This window comes from Nocardioides marmoraquaticus (assembly GCF_054777915.1).
Genome location: NZ_BAAHAA010000001.1, coordinates 161,717 through 178,200 on the forward strand (window position 1 = coordinate 161,717; position 16,484 = coordinate 178,200).

Annotated in this window: 13 protein-coding genes; 8 read left to right on the forward strand and 5 right to left on the reverse strand. The window is 72.4% G+C overall.

The window, feature by feature from the left end; genetic code table 11:
- Positions 1–89: 89 nt before the first annotated feature.
- The 4 genes from ACYU8I_RS00830 to ACYU8I_RS00845 are packed head-to-tail and all read right to left on the reverse strand — an operon-like array spanning position 90 to position 4,499.
- Positions 90–2,096 (reverse strand): ASKHA domain-containing protein, encoded by a 2,007-nt coding sequence (locus ACYU8I_RS00830; protein ID WP_460836416.1) that lies wholly within the window; start codon positions 2,094–2,096, stop codon positions 90–92.
- Positions 2,093–3,031 carry a dihydropteroate synthase gene (locus ACYU8I_RS00835; protein ID WP_460836417.1) on the reverse strand — a complete coding sequence of 313 codons (939 nt, stop codon included), beginning with the start codon at positions 3,029–3,031 and terminating at the stop codon, positions 2,093–2,095. Before ACYU8I_RS00835 ends, ACYU8I_RS00830 begins: the two co-directional genes overlap by 4 nt.
- Positions 3,031–3,696 carry a corrinoid protein gene (locus tag ACYU8I_RS00840; RefSeq protein ID WP_460836419.1) on the reverse strand — a complete coding sequence of 222 codons (666 nt, stop codon included), beginning with the start codon at positions 3,694–3,696 and terminating at the stop codon, positions 3,031–3,033. Before ACYU8I_RS00840 ends, ACYU8I_RS00835 begins: the two co-directional genes overlap by 1 nt.
- Positions 3,693–4,499, reverse strand: a complete 807-nt coding sequence (locus ACYU8I_RS00845; RefSeq protein WP_460836420.1) for an IclR family transcriptional regulator — start codon at positions 4,497–4,499, stop codon at positions 3,693–3,695. Before ACYU8I_RS00845 ends, ACYU8I_RS00840 begins: the two co-directional genes overlap by 4 nt.
- Positions 4,500–4,647: 148 nt before the next feature.
- On the opposite strand from ACYU8I_RS00845, the gene ACYU8I_RS00850 reads away from it, so the two are divergent.
- Together ACYU8I_RS00850 and purU are read left to right on the forward strand one after the other, a co-directional pair.
- A complete protein-coding gene (locus tag ACYU8I_RS00850) occupies positions 4,648–6,108 on the forward strand; it encodes a trimethylamine methyltransferase family protein (protein WP_460836421.1) in 1,461 nt (486 codons plus the stop codon).
- The gene (gene purU / locus ACYU8I_RS00855; protein ID WP_460836422.1) at positions 6,108–6,995 is read left to right on the forward strand and encodes a formyltetrahydrofolate deformylase; all 888 of its coding nucleotides are present in this window, start codon (positions 6,108–6,110) and stop codon (positions 6,993–6,995) included. Before ACYU8I_RS00850 ends, purU begins: the two co-directional genes overlap by 1 nt.
- Here purU and ACYU8I_RS00860 read toward each other — a convergent pair.
- A complete protein-coding gene (locus tag ACYU8I_RS00860) occupies positions 6,992–7,594 on the reverse strand; it encodes a ribonuclease H family protein (RefSeq protein WP_460836423.1) in 603 nt (200 codons plus the stop codon). The genes purU and ACYU8I_RS00860 overlap by 4 nt on opposite strands.
- A gap of 175 nt (positions 7,595–7,769) precedes the next feature.
- Here ACYU8I_RS00860 and ACYU8I_RS00865 point away from each other — a divergent pair, with 175 nt between their 5' ends.
- From ACYU8I_RS00865 to ACYU8I_RS00890, 6 genes are all read left to right on the forward strand, one after another.
- Complete coding sequence (locus tag ACYU8I_RS00865; protein ID WP_460836424.1) at positions 7,770–8,549, forward strand: IclR family transcriptional regulator; 780 nt, start codon at positions 7,770–7,772, stop codon at positions 8,547–8,549.
- A 135-nt stretch (positions 8,550–8,684) separates the two neighbouring features.
- Positions 8,685–10,226 carry an aldehyde dehydrogenase family protein gene (locus ACYU8I_RS00870; RefSeq protein ID WP_460836425.1) on the forward strand — a complete coding sequence of 514 codons (1,542 nt, stop codon included), beginning with the start codon at positions 8,685–8,687 and terminating at the stop codon, positions 10,224–10,226.
- Positions 10,223–12,052, forward strand: coding sequence for a choline dehydrogenase (gene betA / locus ACYU8I_RS00875; protein WP_460836427.1), 1,830 nt, complete (start codon positions 10,223–10,225; stop codon positions 12,050–12,052). Before ACYU8I_RS00870 ends, betA begins: the two co-directional genes overlap by 4 nt.
- A gap of 175 nt (positions 12,053–12,227) precedes the next feature.
- A complete protein-coding gene (locus ACYU8I_RS00880; protein WP_460836428.1) occupies positions 12,228–14,738 on the forward strand; it encodes a GcvT family protein in 2,511 nt (836 codons plus the stop codon).
- Positions 14,738–15,505 (forward strand): electron transfer flavoprotein subunit beta/FixA family protein, encoded by a 768-nt coding sequence (locus ACYU8I_RS00885; RefSeq protein WP_460836429.1) that lies wholly within the window; start codon positions 14,738–14,740, stop codon positions 15,503–15,505. Before ACYU8I_RS00880 ends, ACYU8I_RS00885 begins: the two co-directional genes overlap by 1 nt.
- A complete protein-coding gene (locus tag ACYU8I_RS00890) occupies positions 15,502–16,479 on the forward strand; it encodes an electron transfer flavoprotein subunit alpha/FixB family protein (protein ID WP_460836430.1) in 978 nt (325 codons plus the stop codon). The genes ACYU8I_RS00885 and ACYU8I_RS00890 overlap by 4 nt, the downstream gene beginning before the upstream one ends.
- The last annotated feature ends 5 nt before the right edge of the window (positions 16,480–16,484 follow it).

The following is a 16,484-nucleotide window of genomic DNA, read 5'->3' on the forward strand; positions in this document are numbered from 1 at the left end:
TGGTCGAGCTCGTCGAGACCATCCGATGGTCTCGACAAGCTCGACCGACGAGAGCGGCTCGACCGACGATGCCTGCTCGACCGCCGCGGTCACGACGACGCCCCCGGGAAGGCGAGCTGCTCGACGAAGCGGTCGTTGAAGTCGGCGCGGTCGGACAGCTCGACGTACTCGACCGACTCGAGCAGGGCGTCGGCGCCGGCGCGCTCGCGCTGCGAGAGCAGCACCATCTTCGCGCCCTCGCCGGCGACGTTGCCGGCGGAGACGATCCGCAGCACCGGCAGGGTCGGCACCAGCCCGATCCGCACGGCCGAGGCCGGGGAGAGGTAGGAGCCGAAGGAGCCGGCGAGCAGCACCTGCTGCACGTCACCGTGCGCCAGGCCGAGCTCCTCGAGCAGCAGCGTCCACCCGGTCGCGATCGCGCCCTTGGCGAACTGCAGCTCGCGCACGTCGCGCTGCGAGAGGTAGACGCACTCCTCGACCGGGGTGTCGGCCGCGGGCCGGTGCAGCACGAAGACGCGTTCCTCGCCGACCTTGGCCAGTCGCGGCGCGAGGCCGGGCGAGATCTCGGCGGCCCGCTCGTCGGTGACGAGGCGGCCGGAGCCGTCGAGCAGCCCGACCTTGACGAGCTCGGCGACGGCGTCGACCAGCCCGGAGCCGCACAGCCCGCGCGGCTCGACGTCGCCGATGACGCCGAGGTCGACGGTGCCGTCGACATCGAGCTTGATCACCTCGATCGCTCCGTCGGCGGCGCGCATGCCGCAGCGGATCGCGCCGCCCTCGAACGCCGGGCCGGCCGGCGCAGCGGTCGACACGACGGTGTCGCCGTTGCTGAGCACGATCTCGCAGTTGGTGCCGACGTCGATGAAGAGGCGGGTGCGCTTGTCGCGGTCCATGCCGGTCGCGAGCATGCCCGCGACGATGTCGCCGCCGACGTACGCCCCGAGCGAGGGGAAGAGCACGGCCTGGGCACGGGGGTGCAGCGAGAGCCCCAGCTCGCCGGCCGGGACCGTGGGCACGTGCGCGCTGCTCATCACGAAGGGCGCGACGCCGAGCGGCTCGGGGTCGATGCCGAGCAGGAGCGCGGTCATGGTGGCGTTGCCGGCGACGGCGACCTCGTAGACGTGGTGCGGCTCGACGCCGCCCTCGGCGCACACCTGCTGGGCCAGCTCGTCGAGCGTCTCGCCCGCCAGCGCCTGCAGCCGGCCGAGCGCCTCGCCGTCCATCATCGTGGCGCTGATGCGGGTGATGACGTCGCCGCCGAAGGGCTGCTGCTTGTTGAGCCGCGAGGCCACGGCGACGGGCGTGCCGGTGGCGAGGTCGAGCAGGGTCGCGACGACGGTGGTGGTGCCGAGGTCGTACGCCACGGCGTAGCGCGTCGCGGTCGTGTCGCCCGGCTCGACGGCGACGAGCTCGTCGTCGACGACGACCGCGGTGACCTTCCAGTCGGCGAAGCGCAGCAGGCCGGGAAGCTCGCGCAGGACCGCCAGACCGACCTTGAGCTCGAAGTCCTGCACGGCGTCCTGCAGCCGCACGAGGTCGGTGCGCTGGTCGGCCAGGGTCGGCTCGTCGAGCTCGACGTAGCGCTTCTGCACGGCCGGGCGCAGGATCACCTGGCGCCCGACCCCCACCGTGGCGGCCTTGGGCCGGGTGGTCAGCGGCGGCACCTCGACGGCGAGGTCCTGCGTCGCCGAGACCAGGCACGCCAGCCGCCAGCCCTCGGCGAGCTCGCCGTCGCTGAAGGTGCGACGGTCGTGGCGGGTGACCGGCGTCTGCGCGTCGAGCCGGACCTTGCACTTGTGGCAGGTGCCGTGGCCGCCACAGGTCGAGTCGACGGCGATGCCGTTCCACGACGCCGCGTCGAAGACGGTGACGCCCGGGGGCACCCGCACCGACCGCTCCTGCGACGGCGCGTCCTTGTTGACCACCGTGAAGGCCAGGTGCACCCGGCCGCTGCCGTCGTGCTGCGGCAGCGGCGCCCCCGGCGCGGGCAGCAGCGCCTCGCGGGGGAACTGCTCGAGCGGGAGCTCCTGCGCCAGCTCGAGCTGCTCCTCCGCGAGGGCGTCGCCCGTGCGGCCTCCGAGGGGTGGTGGGGTCACGTCGCTGGGACCGCCTCGGCCTGCGCCGCTGCCTCCTGGGCCGCTGCCTCCTGGGCCGCCTTCTCGCGCGCCGCGATCTGCCGCGCCCGCGAGATCCAGGTCATGCCCCACTCGTCGTGGCCCAGCAGGAGGTCGGCGGCGCGCACGGCGCCGACCACGCTGGGCGTGCGGGCGTCCATGATCGCGCTGGAGAGCCCCGCGGTCATCGCCATCGCCAGCCACGCACCGTTGAGCTCGTGGCGACCGGGCATGCCGAAGGAGACGTTGGAGGCGCCGCAGGTCATGTTCATGCCCCAGCGGTCGCGGATGCCGCGCATCGTCTCGAGCGTCGCGAGACCGGTCGCCTGGTCGGCGCCGATGGGCATGGCCAGCGGGTCGATGACGATGTCCTCGATCGCGATGCCGTACTCCTCGGTCGCGACCCGCACGATCTTCTCGACCAGCTCGAGGCGCTTCTCGGCCTCCATCGGGATCTCGTCGACGTCGTTGGGCAGCGCGACCACGGCGGCGCCGTACTTCTTGACCAGCGGCAGGATCTGCTCCATGCGCTCGTCCTCGGCGGTGATCGAGTTGACCAGCGCGCGGCCCTGGTAGACCGACAGGCCGGCCTCGAGCGCCGCGACGACCGAGGAGTCGATGCAGATCGGCAGGTCGGTCATGCCCTGCACCATCTTGATGACCTTCGCGAGCAGCTCGGCCTCGTCGACGAGCGGGATGCCCATGTTGACGTCGAGGACGTCGGCACCGCCCTCGACCTGCGCCTTGACGTCGCGCTCGATGGCGGACAGGTCGCCGGCCTTGACCTGCTCCTGGAAGATCCGGCGGCCGGTCGGGTTGAGCCGCTCGCCGATGACGCAGAAGGGGCGGTCGCTGCCGATGACGACCTCCTTGGTCGCCGAGCGGATCGACGTGTGCAGCGGGGTCGCGGCGCTCATCAGGCGGGCACCTTCGAACGCTTCTCGTCGAGCAGGGCCTTGGCGCGGCGCACGCAGCCCGACGCATCGGCGGCGTAGCCGTCGGCGCCGACCGCGTCGGCGTACTCCTGGGTGACGGGGGCGCCGCCGACCATGACGATGACGTCGTCTCGCATGCCGGCCTTCTCGAGCGCGTTGATGTTGGCCTTGAACATCGGCATCGTCGTGGTGAGGAACGCCGAGAAGCCGACGATGTCGGGTTGGTGCTCGGTGATCTTGGCGACGAAGGTCTCGGGCGCCACCTGCACGCCGAGGTCGATCACCTCGAAGCCGGCGCCCTCGAGCATGATGTTGACGAGGTTCTTGCCGATGTCGTGCACGTCGCCCTTGACCGTCCCCATGAGGAACTTGCCGACCGTCTCGACGCCGGTGTCGGCGAGCAGCGGGCGGAGCACCTCCATGGCGCCGGCCATGGCGCGGCCGGCGATGAGCATCTCGGGCACGAAGAAGTCGCCGCGCTCGAAGCGGGCGCCGACCTCCTCGAGGGCGGGGATGAGGGAGTCGAAGAGCAGCGTCTGCGGCTCCATGTCCATGGCGAGCGCCTCGTGGGTCAGCTCGAGCACCCGGGGGCCGTTGCCCACCAGGGTCTCGTCGAAGAGACCACGCAGGATGTCGTCGGGTGTCATGCGGAGGGGCCTTTCTCCAGGGTCGTACGGCGCTGCAGCCTGCGGGAGAGCTGCTGCGCCTGGTCTGCGATGAACTGCCCGATCTCCTCGGTGCGCGCCTCGAGGCGCGTCGTGGGTCCGGACACACCGACCGCGGCGACCACGTCGTCGTCGGGGCCGAAGATGGGGGCGGCGATGCCCGAGAGGCCGAGCTCGAGCTCGTCGAAGGTCGTCGCCCAGCCGCGCTCGCGGATCTGGGCGAGCTCGTCCTCGAGGTCGGCGCGGGTGCTGTAGGCCTGGTCGGTCGGCGTGGAGAGCCGGCCGTCGGGCAGGTCGAGCGCCTTGTGGGCGAGCAGCACCTTGCCGAGCGCGGAGCAGTGCACCGGCACCTCGACGTCGTTCCAGTCGGGCGCACCGAGCAGGTAGCTGCCGTCGACCTGGCCGACGTGCTCGACCCCGCCACCGTTGGCCACGCCGAGGTGGGTCGTCTCGCGGGTCTCGCCGGCGATGAGCTCGAGGGTCGGTCGCGCCAGCTTGGCCAGCTGCCAGTTGCGGTCGTGGCGAGCGGCGTACAGCACGAACAGCGGTCCACCGACGTACTCACCCTGCGCCGTGCGCTCCAGCAGGCCGGTGCGCTCGAGGGCCGCGAGCATGCGCGAGGTGGTCGAGCGGGCTAGTCCGGTGGCCTCGACGAGGTCGCCGAAGGTGACGGGGGTGTCGGCCTCGACCACGGCGGTGAGCAGGGACGCCGCGCGGTCGACCGCCTGCGTCCCGCTGCTCTCGGGAGCCTTCTCCGGGCCCGCGGCACCGACACTCCCGCTCATGCTTGACCAGCCCTCCGGGGGCAGGTCAGAGTTGCGTCACGTGCTCCCACCATGTGGAACTCACTGCCCATATCGTGAGGCTAGGTTTCCCAGGGAGCCGCGGTCAAGCACCCTCGCGACACCATCTCGCGCCACAGGAGGACCCCCGATGTTCCGCAACCGGATGCCCCGCTACGAGATCCTCTCGGAGGACGCGATGGCGACGCTCGACCGCGGCTGGCGCCGCCTGGTCAGCGAGCTCGGCGTCGAGTTCATGAGCCAGCGCGCCCTCGACGTCCTCGGGGCCGCCCGCCAGAAGGTCGAGGGCGACACGGTGTTCTTCGACCCCGACTGGATCCTCGAGCAGGTCGCGAAGGCGCCGCGCGAGTTCGACCTGCAGGCGCGCAACCCCGCGCACAGCCTGCACATCGGCGGCGACGCGATGGCCTTCGGCGCCGTCTACGGCCCGCCCTTCGTGCGGGAGGGCGACGTACGCCGCGACGCGACGATGGACGACTTCGAGCGCTTCACCAAGCTCGCGCAGGTCTTCCCCGTGCTCGACTCCGCCGGCGGTGTCATCTGCGAGCCCAACGACACCCCGCTCGACAGCCGCCACCTCGACATGACCTACGCGCTGGCGACGCTCACCGACAAGCCCTTCATGGGCAACGTCGTCTCCGGCCCCAACGCCGCCGACACCATCGAGCTGACCTCGATCCTGCTCGGCGGTGGCCAGGGCCGCGAGGCGGGCCGCGCGAGCATGGAGCAGACGCCGGCGCTGATCTCGCTGATCAACTGCAACTCGCCGCTGCGGTGGGACGACCGCATGCTCGACGCGCTCTTCGAGTACGCCGAGGCCAACCAGGCCGTCGTGCTGACGCCCTTCATCCTCATGGGCGCGATGAGCCCGGTGACCATCCCCGCCGCGCTGGTGCAGCAGATCGCGGAGGCCCTCACCGGCATCGCGCTGGCCCAGACGATCCGTCCCGGCTGCCCGGTGGTCTTCGGCTCGTTCCTGTCCAACATCGACATGCAGTCGGGCTCTCCGACCTTCGGCACCCCCGAGTCCGGCATCGGCCTGCTGTGCACCGGCCAGATCGCGCGGCACTTCGGGCTCCCGTTCCGCTCCGGCGGCACGCTGACCTCCTCGCAGGTGCCCGACGCGCAGGCCGGCTACGAGGCGCTGATGACGCTGCTGCCGACCTTCCTGGCCGGCGCCAACTGGGTGATGCACTCGGCCGGCTGGCTCGAGGGCGGTCTCGTCGCGGGCTTCGAGAAGTTCGTCGTCGACGCCGAGCTGCTGCAGATGCTGCAGCACGAGTTCACCCCGCTCGAGATCGACGAGGACTCCCTGGCCTTCGGCGCCCACGAGGAGGTCGGCGCCGGCGGGCACTTCCTCGGCGCCATGCACACCATGGAGCGCTTCCGCACCTGCTTCTACCGCCCGATGCTGTCGTCGTCCGACAACTACGACCGGTGGATGCGCGGCGGCGCGCTCGACACCGCCGCCCGGGCGTCGAAGATCTACCAGGCCAAGCTCGAGGAGTACGTCAAGCCCGAGCTCGACGCCGCGATCGACGAGGAGATGCGCGAGTTCGTGTCGCGCCGCCGCACGGAGCTGGGCGACTGATGGCCGTCTCCCTGTCCGGCACCCACTCGGGCGCCGTGTCCGGCGACTTCGTGCTCGCCCTCGACTGTCCCGACCAGCCCGGCATCGTGCACGCGGTGTCCGGCTTCCTGGTCGACCACGGCGGCAACATCGTCGAGAGCCAGCAGTACGGCGACCGCGAGGGCGGCCGCTTCTTCATGCGCATCGACTTCGAGGTCGACGGGGACGCCACGGCCGAGGAGCTCCGGGCCGACTTCGCCGCCGTGGCCGAGCGGTTCGCCATGACCTACGAGCTGTGGGCGGCCGCAGCGCCGTACCGGACCCTGCTCATGGTCAGCAAGCACCTGCACTGCCTCAACGACCTGCTCTTCCGGCAGTCGACCGGCAGCCTCAAGATCGACGTGCCGGTGGTGGTCTCCAACCACCGCGACGCCGAGCCGCTGGTGCGCTCGCACGGCATCGAGTTCCGCCACATCCCGGTCACGCCCGCCACCAAGGCCGACGCCGAGGCCGAGCTGCTGGCGCTGCACGCCGAGCTCGGCATCCACCTGGTGGTGCTCGCGCGCTACATGCAGGTGCTCAGCGACGACCTGTGCCGGGCGCTGCAGGGGCAGGCGATCAACATCCACCACTCGTTCCTGCCGAGCTTCAAGGGCGCCAAGCCCTACCACCAGGCCCACGACCGGGGCGTCAAGCTCGTCGGCGCCACCGCGCACTACGTGACCGCCGACCTCGACGAGGGCCCGATCATCGAGCAGGACGTGATGCGCGTCGACCACGGCCACACGCAGGACCAGCTGGTCGCCGCCGGTCGCGACGTCGAGGCGGCCGTGCTGTCGCGTGCCGTGCGCTGGCACTCCGAGTCGCGGGTGCGCCTCAACGGCACCCGCACCGTGGTCTTCCGCTAGACGGCGTGGCTCGCCTCGACGGCCAGCCGGTCGACGAGGTCGTTCATCGGGTGGCCGGAGTGGCCCTTGACCCAGCGGAAGGTCACGTCGCCGCGCTGCTCGACGAGGTCGACCAGGGGTTCCCAGAGGTCGCGGTTGGCGACGGGCTTCTTGGCGCTGGTGGTCCAGCCGCGCGAGCGCCAGCCGGCCCACCACCGGTCGCGGAAGCAGTTGACGACGTACGTCGAGTCGCTCACCACCACCAGCGGGCCGTCGAGCGCGCGCACCGCCTCCAGCGCGGCGCGGATCTCCATGCGCTGGTTGGTCGTCGCGGGGTCGCCGCCGGAGCCCTGCGGCCCGCCCTCGACGGCCCACGCCCAGCCGCCGGGCCCGGGGTTGCCCTTGCAGGCGCCGTCGGTGAAGACCTCGGTCGTGCCCTCGGGCACCGGCGGGGCGTCGTGGCCGAGGTCCTTCTTCGGCTTCGCAGCCTTCGTCGCGACGCCGCTCGCAGCCCCCTTGCAGGCCTCGTGCACCCAGCCGCTGCCCCCCTTGACGATCTCCTCGCCCGGCGCGACGCGGGTCTTGCAGGCGGCACAGGTGGTGGCGTAGCGGGCTTGCACCCGCTCAGTCTCGCAAGCGGGGGTACGGACCTGCCGGCCGGGCGACTGTTCGGCCTCGTTCTGACTGGATCGGCCCTGATCAAGGCCGATCCAGTCAGAACTCCCCGGTCAACCGGGGAGTTCTCACTGAGCCCGCCACCTACCGCTGTTGCGCCAGGAGGTCTACGGTCGCGCCATGAGCAACGCAGCGGCCGAGGCACCGGCGGGGGGCGTGCAGTCGGTCGACCGGGCGCTGACCATCCTCGAGGTGCTGGCGCGGCGGGGCGAGTCGGGGGTCACCGAGATCTCCGCCGAGCTCGGCGTGCACAAGAGCACGGCGTTCCGGCTGGTGGCGACGCTGGAGCAGCACGGGCTGGTCGAGCAGGTCGAGGGGCGGGGCAAGTACCGGCTCGGCGTCGGCCTGCTGCGGCTGGCCGGGGCGACCACGGCCCGGCTCGACGTGGTGCAGGAGGCCCGGCCGATCCTCAAGCAGCTGGCCTCCGACTGCGCCGAGACCGTCAACCTCGCGACGCTGTCGGGCGGCAGCGCGCTCTACCTCGACCAGGTCGCCGGGCCGAGCGCGCTCGGCTCGCACAACTGGGTGGGCCAGCACATCCCGCTGCACGCCACGAGCAACGGCAAGGTGCTGCTGGCGTGGCTCGACGACGCGACGCTCAAGGAGACGCTCGGGCGGCTGCCGGCCTACACCGAGCGCACCGTGACCGGCCGGGCGACGCTGCGCCGCGAGCTGGACCAGGTGCGCGAGGCCGGCTACGCCGTCGCCGTCGACGAGCTCGAGGTGGGCCTGGCCGCCGTCGCCGCGCCGGTGCGGGGCGCCCACGGTGAGGTCGTCGCCAGCATCAGCGTCTCCGGCCCGACCTTCCGCCTGACCGAGGCCCGGCAGGCCGAGGTGGTGCCGCACCTGCTCGCGGCGGCCGACGAGCTGTCGCACCGGCTCGGGTGGGGACGCCGATGACGTCGCCGGCACTGGTCCACGCCACCTGGTCACGCCTCGGTGACGAGCCTTGACCCCGTCGTGACCCCCTGACCACAGTGACTCGCAGCTCAGGGCCGGTCGCCGCCGCCGCGGCGCTGGCCCGGAACGGAAGCCATGCCGGAGAACTTCGTCGCAGGTGCCTGGGTCGCCGCCCGTGAGGGCGGACGACGCGAGATCCGCTGCCCTGCCGACGGCACGCTCGTGACCGAGGTCGACGAGTCGACCGCGGTCGACACCGAGGCCGCGATCGCCGCGGCCCGCGACGCCTTCGACACCGGCCCCTGGCCGCGCACCAGCGCCCGCGAGCGGGGCGACCTGCTGCTGCGCGTCGCCGACCTGCTGCAGCGCGACAGGGCCGAGATCGCCCGGCTCGAGTCGCTCGACACCGGCAAGCGGCTCGTCGAGAGCGAGTACGACGTCGACGACGTCACGAGCGTGTTCCGTCACTACGGCCACGTCGCCGACGCGCACGGCGGTCGCGTCGTCGACACCGGCAACGCCGCCGTGGTCAGCCGCGTCGTGCACGAGCCGGCCGGCGTCTGCGGACTCGTCACGCCGTGGAACTACCCCCTGCTCCAGGTCTCGTGGAAGGTCGCCCCCGCGCTGGCCGCCGGCTGCACCTTCGTGCTGAAGCCCTCCGAGCTCTCCCCCTCCACCGCGATCCACCTGGTGCGGCTGCTCGACGAGGCGGGCCTGCCCGCCGGCGTCGGCAACCTCGTGCTCGGCGCGGGCGCCGAGGCGGGCGCACCGCTGAGCACGGACCCGCGGGTCGACCTCGTCTCCTTCACCGGCGGCCTCGAGACCGGCAAGCGCATCATGGCCGCGGCCGCCGGCACCGTGAAGAAGGTCGCGCTCGAGCTGGGCGGCAAGAACCCCAACATCGTGTTCGCCGACGCCGACCGCGAGGCCGCGCTCGACAACGCGCTGACCGCGGTCTTCCTGCACTCCGGGCAGGTCTGCTCGGCCGGCGCCCGGCTGCTGGTCGAGGAGAGCATCGCCGACGACGTCGTCGCCGAGCTCGTGCGCCGCGCGGCCGACATCCGGCTCGGCGGTCCCTTTGACGAGCAGGCCGAGACCGGGGCGCTGATCTCGCAGGCCCACCTCGACAAGGTGGCGGCGTACGTCGAGGCCGGGGTCGCCGAGGGTGCCCACGTCGCGCTCGGCGGGCGCCGCGCCACCGACGGCGCGCTGGCCGACGGCTTCTTCTTCGAGCCGACGATCCTCACCGGCGTCACCTCCTCGATGAGCGTGGCGCAGGACGAGTCCTTCGGGCCGGTCCTGACGGTCGAGACCTTTGCGGACGAGGACGACGCCGTGCGCATCGCCAACGACTCGATCTACGGCCTCGCCGGCGCGGTGTGGACCTCCGACGCCGGGCGCGGCCAGCGGGTCGCCGCTCGGCTGCGCATGGGCACGGTCTGGATCAACGACTTCCACCCCTACGTCGCGCAGGCCGAGTGGGGCGGCTACAAGCAGTCCGGCACCGGCCGCGAGCTGGGTGAGCACGGGCTCGCGGAGTACCAGGAGACCAAGCACGTGTGGCACAACATCGCACCGGCGCCGTCCGGCTGGTTCGGCGGCGACGCACCGGTGGTCCCAACAGGCCCGCCCGACGGGGCAGGCTCGACCGACGAGACGACCGGCGGTGCGTCGTGAGCCGCCGCCGCGACCGCTACGACTACGTCATCGTCGGTGGCGGGTCGGCGGGGTGCGCCCTCGCCAACCGGCTCAGCGCCGACCCGTCGACCACGGTGCTGGTGCTGGAGGCGGGGCGCACCGACCGGTTCGACCCGCTCGTCCACGCACCGGCGGCGCTGCCGTTCCCGATCGGCAACCCGCTCTACGACTGGCGCTACGAGTCCGAGCCGGAGCCGGCCATGGGCGGCCGCCGGGTCTACCACGCCCGCGGCAAGGTGCTGGGCGGGTCGTCCTCGATCAACGGCATGATCTTCCAGCGCGGCAACCCCATGGACTACGAGCGCTGGGCGGCCGACCCGGGCATGGAGTCGTGGGACTACCGCCACTGCCTGCCGTACTTCCGGCGGATGGAGTCGCTGGTCATGCCCGACGGGCAGGTCGGCGCCGACGCCTGGCGAGGCGGCTCCGGCCCGCTCGTCCTGGAGCGCAGCCCGGCCACCAACCCGCTCTTCAACGCCTTCTTCGAGGCCGCCCGCGAGGCGGGCTACCCGCTGACCGACGACGTCAACGGCTACCGCCAGGAGGGCTTCGGCCGCTTCGACCGCAACATCGTCAAGGGCGTGCGGATGTCGGCGGCCCGCGCCTACCTCCACCCGGTGATGAAGCGGCCCAACCTCCGGGTCGAGACCTTCGCCCACGCCACCCGGGTCCGGTTCGAGGGCACGCGGGCCGTCGGCGTCGACTACCTCCGGGCCGGTCGCAAGCGGGAGCACGCCGCCGCGGGCGAGGTGCTGCTGTGCGGCGGCGCCATCGGTACGCCGCAGCTGCTGCAGCTCTCCGGCGTCGGCGACCCCGACCTGCTGCGCCCGCTCGGCATCGACGTGGTGCACGACCTGCCGGGCGTCGGCGAGAACCTCCAGGACCACCTCGAGGTCTACATCCAGCACGCCTCGCTGCAGCCGGTCTCGATCGTCGAGGGCCTGAAGTGGCACAACCGCCCGCTGGTGGGGCTGGAGTGGCTGCTCAAGCGCACCGGCACGGCCGCCTCCAACCACTTCGAGGGCGGCGGGTTCGCCCGCAGCAACGACGACGTCGGCTGGCCCAACTTGATGTTCCACTTCCTGCCCATCGCGATCCGCTACGACGGGTCGGCGCCGGCTGGGCAGGACCGCTACGCCCACGGCTACCAGGTGCACATCGGGCCGATGTACGCCGACACCCGCGGCTGGGTGCGCATCGACAGCACCGACCCGCGCCGCAAGCCGCGGATGCTCTTCAACTACCTCAGCACCCCCAACGACCGCCGCGAGTGGGTCGAGGCGGTGCGCGTCGCCCGCGAGATCCTGGGCCAGCCGGCGTTCGCACCGTTCGACGGCGGCGAGCTGTCACCAGGGCGTGCGGTGGAGACCGACGAGCAGATCCTCGACTGGGTCCGCGAGGACGCCGAGACCGCGCTGCACCCCTCGTGCACGGCGAAGATGGGGGTCGGCGCGGACGCCGTCACGGACCCCGACTCGTTGCGGGTCCACGGCGTCGAGGGGCTGCGCGTCGTCGACGCCAGCGTCTTCCCCTACGTCACCAACGGCAACATCTACGCCCCCGTGATGATGGTCGCCGAGAAGGCGGCCGACCTCATCCTCGGCAACACGCCGCTCGCCGCCGCCGAGGCGCCGTACTACCGCCACGGCAGCGGCTCGTCGCTCTACCCGCCCGGCGACCCCCGCAACGCCGAGCCCGCCCCGCCGCGCGTCGCCGCGGCGTACGGCGGCTCGCTCGCCCCCGACGCCCGGCCCGAGGCTGCCCGGGCCGACGACCTGCAGCCCCGCGAGGTCGGGGAGGGCTGAGCCGAGGCGTGCCCGAGCAGGGACGCCTCGGCCGGACGGGCCGGCGATGGTTGTGACGACGGCTGCCCGCGGTCCTTGACACCGCTCGGAACGCGGGGTGACGATGACGTACGTCGTTTCGCATGACGCACTGCGTTGCGAAGGGCGCAACAACGATCGAGCACCAGGAGACCCCGTGGCCACCGTCCCCACCCGCGCAGGCGTCGTCGTCATCGGCGCCGGCATCGTCGGCAACAGCCTCGTCCACCACCTGACCCGACTGGGGTGGAAGGACGTCGTCCAGCTCGACAAGGGAGCGCTGCCCAACCCGGGCGGCTCGACCGGTCACGCGAGCAACTTCATCTTCCCCGTCGACCACTCGCGCGAGATCACCGACCTGACCCTCGACTCGGTCGCGCAGTACCAGGAGATGGGTGTCTTCACGCAGTCCGGTGGCTTCGAGGTGGCGCGCACGCCAGAGCGCATGGAGGAGCTGCGCCGCCGCATGTCGAGCGCGAAGGCCTGGGGCATCGAGGCCGAGCTGGTCGGGCCCGAGGCCGTCGCCGAGAAGGTGCCCTTCCTCGACGCCGAGCAGATCATCGGCGCCTTCTGGTGCCCGAGCGTCGGCGTCGTCGACAGCCTGCGGGCCGGCACCATCATGCGCGAGCGGGCGCTCGAGACCGGCGAGCTGACCGTCGTCCCCAACGTCGAGGTCACCGACCTGACCGTGGAGGACGGCCGCATCCGCGCCGTCGTGACCGACGCCGGCACCATCGAGGCCGACCACGTCATCATCGCGTGCGGCGTGTGGAGCCCCAAGATCGGCGACATGGCCGGGGTGCGCATCGCATTGACGCCCGCCGTGCACCAGATGATCTCGGTCGGGCCCTGCCCGCAGCTGGCCGAGAAGGAGGGCGAGATCTCCTTCCCGATCATCCGCGACATGGACACGCTCTGCTACGAGCGCCAGCACGGCGCCGACATGGAGGTGGGCTCCTACGCCCACCGCGCGATCCTGCACGAGCCCGAGGACATCCCCTCGATCGAGCAGGCCAAGCTGTCGCCCACCGAGATGCCGTTCACGTCAGCCGACTTCGACCCGCAGCTCGAGCAGGCCCTCGAGCTCATGCCCGAGCTGCTCGGGGCCGACGGCGCCGAGATCCGCTACGCCATCAACGGCCTGCTCTCGCTGACCGCCGACGGCAACCCGATCCTGGGCGAGTCCGAGGTCGCGGGCCTGTGGGTCTCGGCCGCGGTCTGGATCAAGGAGGGCCCGGGCGTCGGACGCGCCGTCGCCGAGTGGATGACCCACGGCCACAGCGAGATCGACGTCCACCACAGCAACATGGCGCGCTTCCACGACCACGAGACCACCCGCGAGCACGTCCGCGCCCGCACGTCGGAGTCGTTCATCAAGACCTACGGCATCGTGCACCCGGCCGAGCAGTACGAGTCCGACCGCGGCATCCGCTGGTCGCCGATGGCCGAGCAGCAGCAGGCCCTCGGCGCGGTCTTCTACGAGACCGTCGGCTGGGAGCGCCCGTTCTGGTACGAGTCCAACGCCCCCCTCGTGGAGAAGTACGGCGACGCCGTGATGCCGCGCGAGCACGAGTGGGACGCCCGCTGGTGGAGCCCGATCATCAACGCCGAGCACCTCGCGATGCGCGAGCACGCCGGCGTCGTCGACCTGACCGCGTTCTGCGTCTTCGACATCACCGGCCCCGGCGCGCTGGCCTCGGTGCAGCAGACCTGCGTCGCGCAGTGCGACGTCGCCGTCGGCAAGGTCGTCTACACCCCGGTGCTCGACGCCAAGGGCGGCTTCCTGTCCGACCTCACCGTGATGCGGCTCGGCGACGACCACTTCCGCGTCGTCACCGGCGGTGCCCACGGCATGGCCGACCGCGCCTGGTTCTCCGGCCACCTCGCCGAGGGCGCCACCCTCACCGACCTCACCGACCAGGTCTCGACCATCGGCATCTGGGGCCCCGCGGCCCGCGAGGTGCTCGCCTCCCTCACCTCCGACGACGTCAGCCACGAGGGCTTCGGCATGCTCAGCTGCCGCGAGATCCAGGTCAAGGGGGTCGACGCCCCGGTGCTGGCCAGCCGCATCTCCTACGTCGGCGAGCTCGGCTGGGAGCTCTACGTGCCGTTCGAGGCCGCCTCGGCGCTGTGGGACACCCTGCTCGCCGCCGGCAGCGACCACGGCGTCGTACCCGTCGGCATCGGCGTCTACGGCACCACCGGACGCATCGAGAAGGGCTACCGCGCGTTCGGGGCCGAGCTCGACGCCGAGCGCACCATCGTCGAGACCGGGATGCAGCGGCCCAAGGTGAAGGCGGCCGACTTCGTCGGTCGCGAGGCCTACCTCGCCCAGCGCGACGAGGCCCCCGCCACCGTGCTCTGCACGCTCACGGTCGACGACCACACCTCGGCCGACGGCACCAAGCGCTACATGCTGGGCGGCGAGCCGGTCGTGACCCGCGACGGCGAGGTGCTCACCGACGGCCACGGCCACCACCCGTACGTCACCAGCGCGGGCTCGGCGCCGTCGCTCGGCAAGCACGTGCTGATGGCGTTCCTCCCGCCCGACCAGGCCACGATCGGCAACCGGCTCGCCGTGTCCTACATGGAGGAGCTCTACCCGGTGACCGTCGGGTCCGTCGACAGCACCCCGCTGCTCGACCCGAGCAACGAGCGGATGCGCTGATGGACGTCCTGGTCTGCGTCAAGCGGGTGCCGGACTTCTCCGGTGAGGTGCTGCTGCGCGAGGACGCGCAGGCGGCCGACGCGCGGTTCGTGGGCTGGACGCTGTCCAACCACGACCTGTGCGCCGTCGAGACCGCGGTGCAGCTGGCCGCCGCCACCGGCGGCGAGGCCACCGTGCTGACCATCGGCGAGGCCGAGTCGGTCGAGCAGCTGCGCACGGCGCTCGGCGTCGGCTGCACCGCGGCGACGCTGGTGGAGGCCGACCCGGTCGCCCTCGGGCCGGCCGACGTGGCGCGCGAGATCGCCGCGGTCGTCGCGGCGCACCGCGCCGAGGGCCGCAGCCACGACGTGGTGCTGCTCGGCAACGACGCCGCCGACTCGGGCGACTTCCAGGTCGGCGTGCGCCTCGCCCACGCCCTCGAGCGGCCCGTCGTCACGGGCGTGCAGACGGTGCAGGCCGACGGCGACGTGCTGACGCTCGTCGCCGAGGGCGCGGAGGGCCGGTCGACGTACCGCGTCCCGACGCCCGCGGTCGTGACGATCCTCGAGGGCGGCGTCGAGCCGCGCTACCCCACCATCACCGGCCGCATGAAGGCCAAGAAGGTGGCGGTCGAGGAGCGCGCGCTCGCCGGCGCCGCGGCCGGCAGCGGTCGCGTGCGCCTGACCCTGCCCGAGGTGACGGCGTCGAGCGCCTCGGTGCTCGGCGAGGGTCCCGAGGCGGCCAGCGCGGTCGTCGACCTGTTCCAGCAGCTGGGAGTCAGCCGATGATCGTCGTCTACGTGGAGACCGCCGAGGGCCAGGCCAACGAGGTCTCGCTCGAGGCCGTCACCTTCGCCCGTTCGCTGGCCGCGGCGGGCGGAGGCATCCCCGTCGACGCGGTCGTGGTCGGGCCGATGAGCGACTCGGTGCCCAAGGAGCTCGCCGAGCACGGCGTGCGCACCGTGCTGCACGCCGACTCCCCCGACCTCGGCCGCTTCTCCGGCGCGGCGCACGCGAGCGCCGTGATCGCCGCCCGCGAGCAGCAGCAGGCCGTCGTCGTGATGGCCGGCGGCACCAACCGCGGCAACGAGGTGATGGCGCGCGTCGCCACCCGCCTCGACCACCCCATGGCCGCCAACGTCGTCGCCTTCTCCTCGCTCTCGCCGTTCACGGTGACCCGCCAGGTCGTCGGCGGCGCGGCGCTCGAGGAGATGGTCCTCGAGGCCCGCCCGGTCGTCTTCACCGTCGCCGGGCACGCGGTCGAGGCCGCACCGGCCGACACCGCCGGTCCGGCCACCGTGACCGCGCTGCCGCTCGGGCTGACCGATGCCGATCGCGTCGTGCAGGCCGTCTCGGTCGAGCCGGTCGACACCCAGGCCGCGGGCTCGCTGAAGTCGGCGCGCATCGTCGTCGGCGCGGGTCGCGGCGCCGGGGGGCCCGACGGCTTCGGCGACGTGATCGAGCTGGCCGAGCTGCTCGGCGGCCAGCTCGGGGTGTCCCGCGTGGTCACCTCGCTCGGCTGGCGCCCCCACCACGAGCAGGTCGGGCAGACCGGCAGCCGGATCTCGCCCGAGCTCTACGTGCCCTGCGGCATCTCCGGCGCCATCCAGCACTGGGCCGGCTGCGCGTCGTCCAAGACGATCGTGGCCATCAACAGCGACCCCGACGCCCCGATGATGACCAAGGCCGACTACGCCGTCGTCGGCGACATGCACGAGGTCGTCCCGGCGATCAACGAGGAGATCCGCCGCCGTCGCGGTTGAGACCA

Bases quoted from the DNA above. Each gene is read 5' to 3' on its own strand.
- ACYU8I_RS00835 (WP_460836417.1), bottom strand. From the start codon at position 3,031: ATGAGCGCCGCGACCCCGCTGCACACGTCGATCCGCTCGGCGACCAAG.
- ACYU8I_RS00850 (WP_460836421.1), top strand. From the start codon at position 4,648: ATGTTCCGCAACCGGATGCCCCGCTACGAGATCCTCTCGGAGGACGCG.
- ACYU8I_RS00865 (WP_460836424.1), top strand. From the start codon at position 7,770: ATGAGCAACGCAGCGGCCGAGGCACCGGCGGGGGGCGTGCAGTCGGTC.
- ACYU8I_RS00845 (WP_460836420.1), bottom strand. From the start codon at position 4,499: ATGAGCGGGAGTGTCGGTGCCGCGGGCCCGGAGAAGGCTCCCGAGAGC.
- ACYU8I_RS00840 (WP_460836419.1), bottom strand. From the start codon at position 3,696: ATGACACCCGACGACATCCTGCGTGGTCTCTTCGACGAGACCCTGGTG.
- ACYU8I_RS00870 (WP_460836425.1), top strand. From the start codon at position 8,685: ATGCCGGAGAACTTCGTCGCAGGTGCCTGGGTCGCCGCCCGTGAGGGC.
- ACYU8I_RS00885 (WP_460836429.1), top strand. From the start codon at position 14,738: ATGGACGTCCTGGTCTGCGTCAAGCGGGTGCCGGACTTCTCCGGTGAG.
- ACYU8I_RS00890 (WP_460836430.1), top strand. From the start codon at position 15,502: ATGATCGTCGTCTACGTGGAGACCGCCGAGGGCCAGGCCAACGAGGTC.
- purU (WP_460836422.1), top strand. From the start codon at position 6,108: ATGGCCGTCTCCCTGTCCGGCACCCACTCGGGCGCCGTGTCCGGCGAC.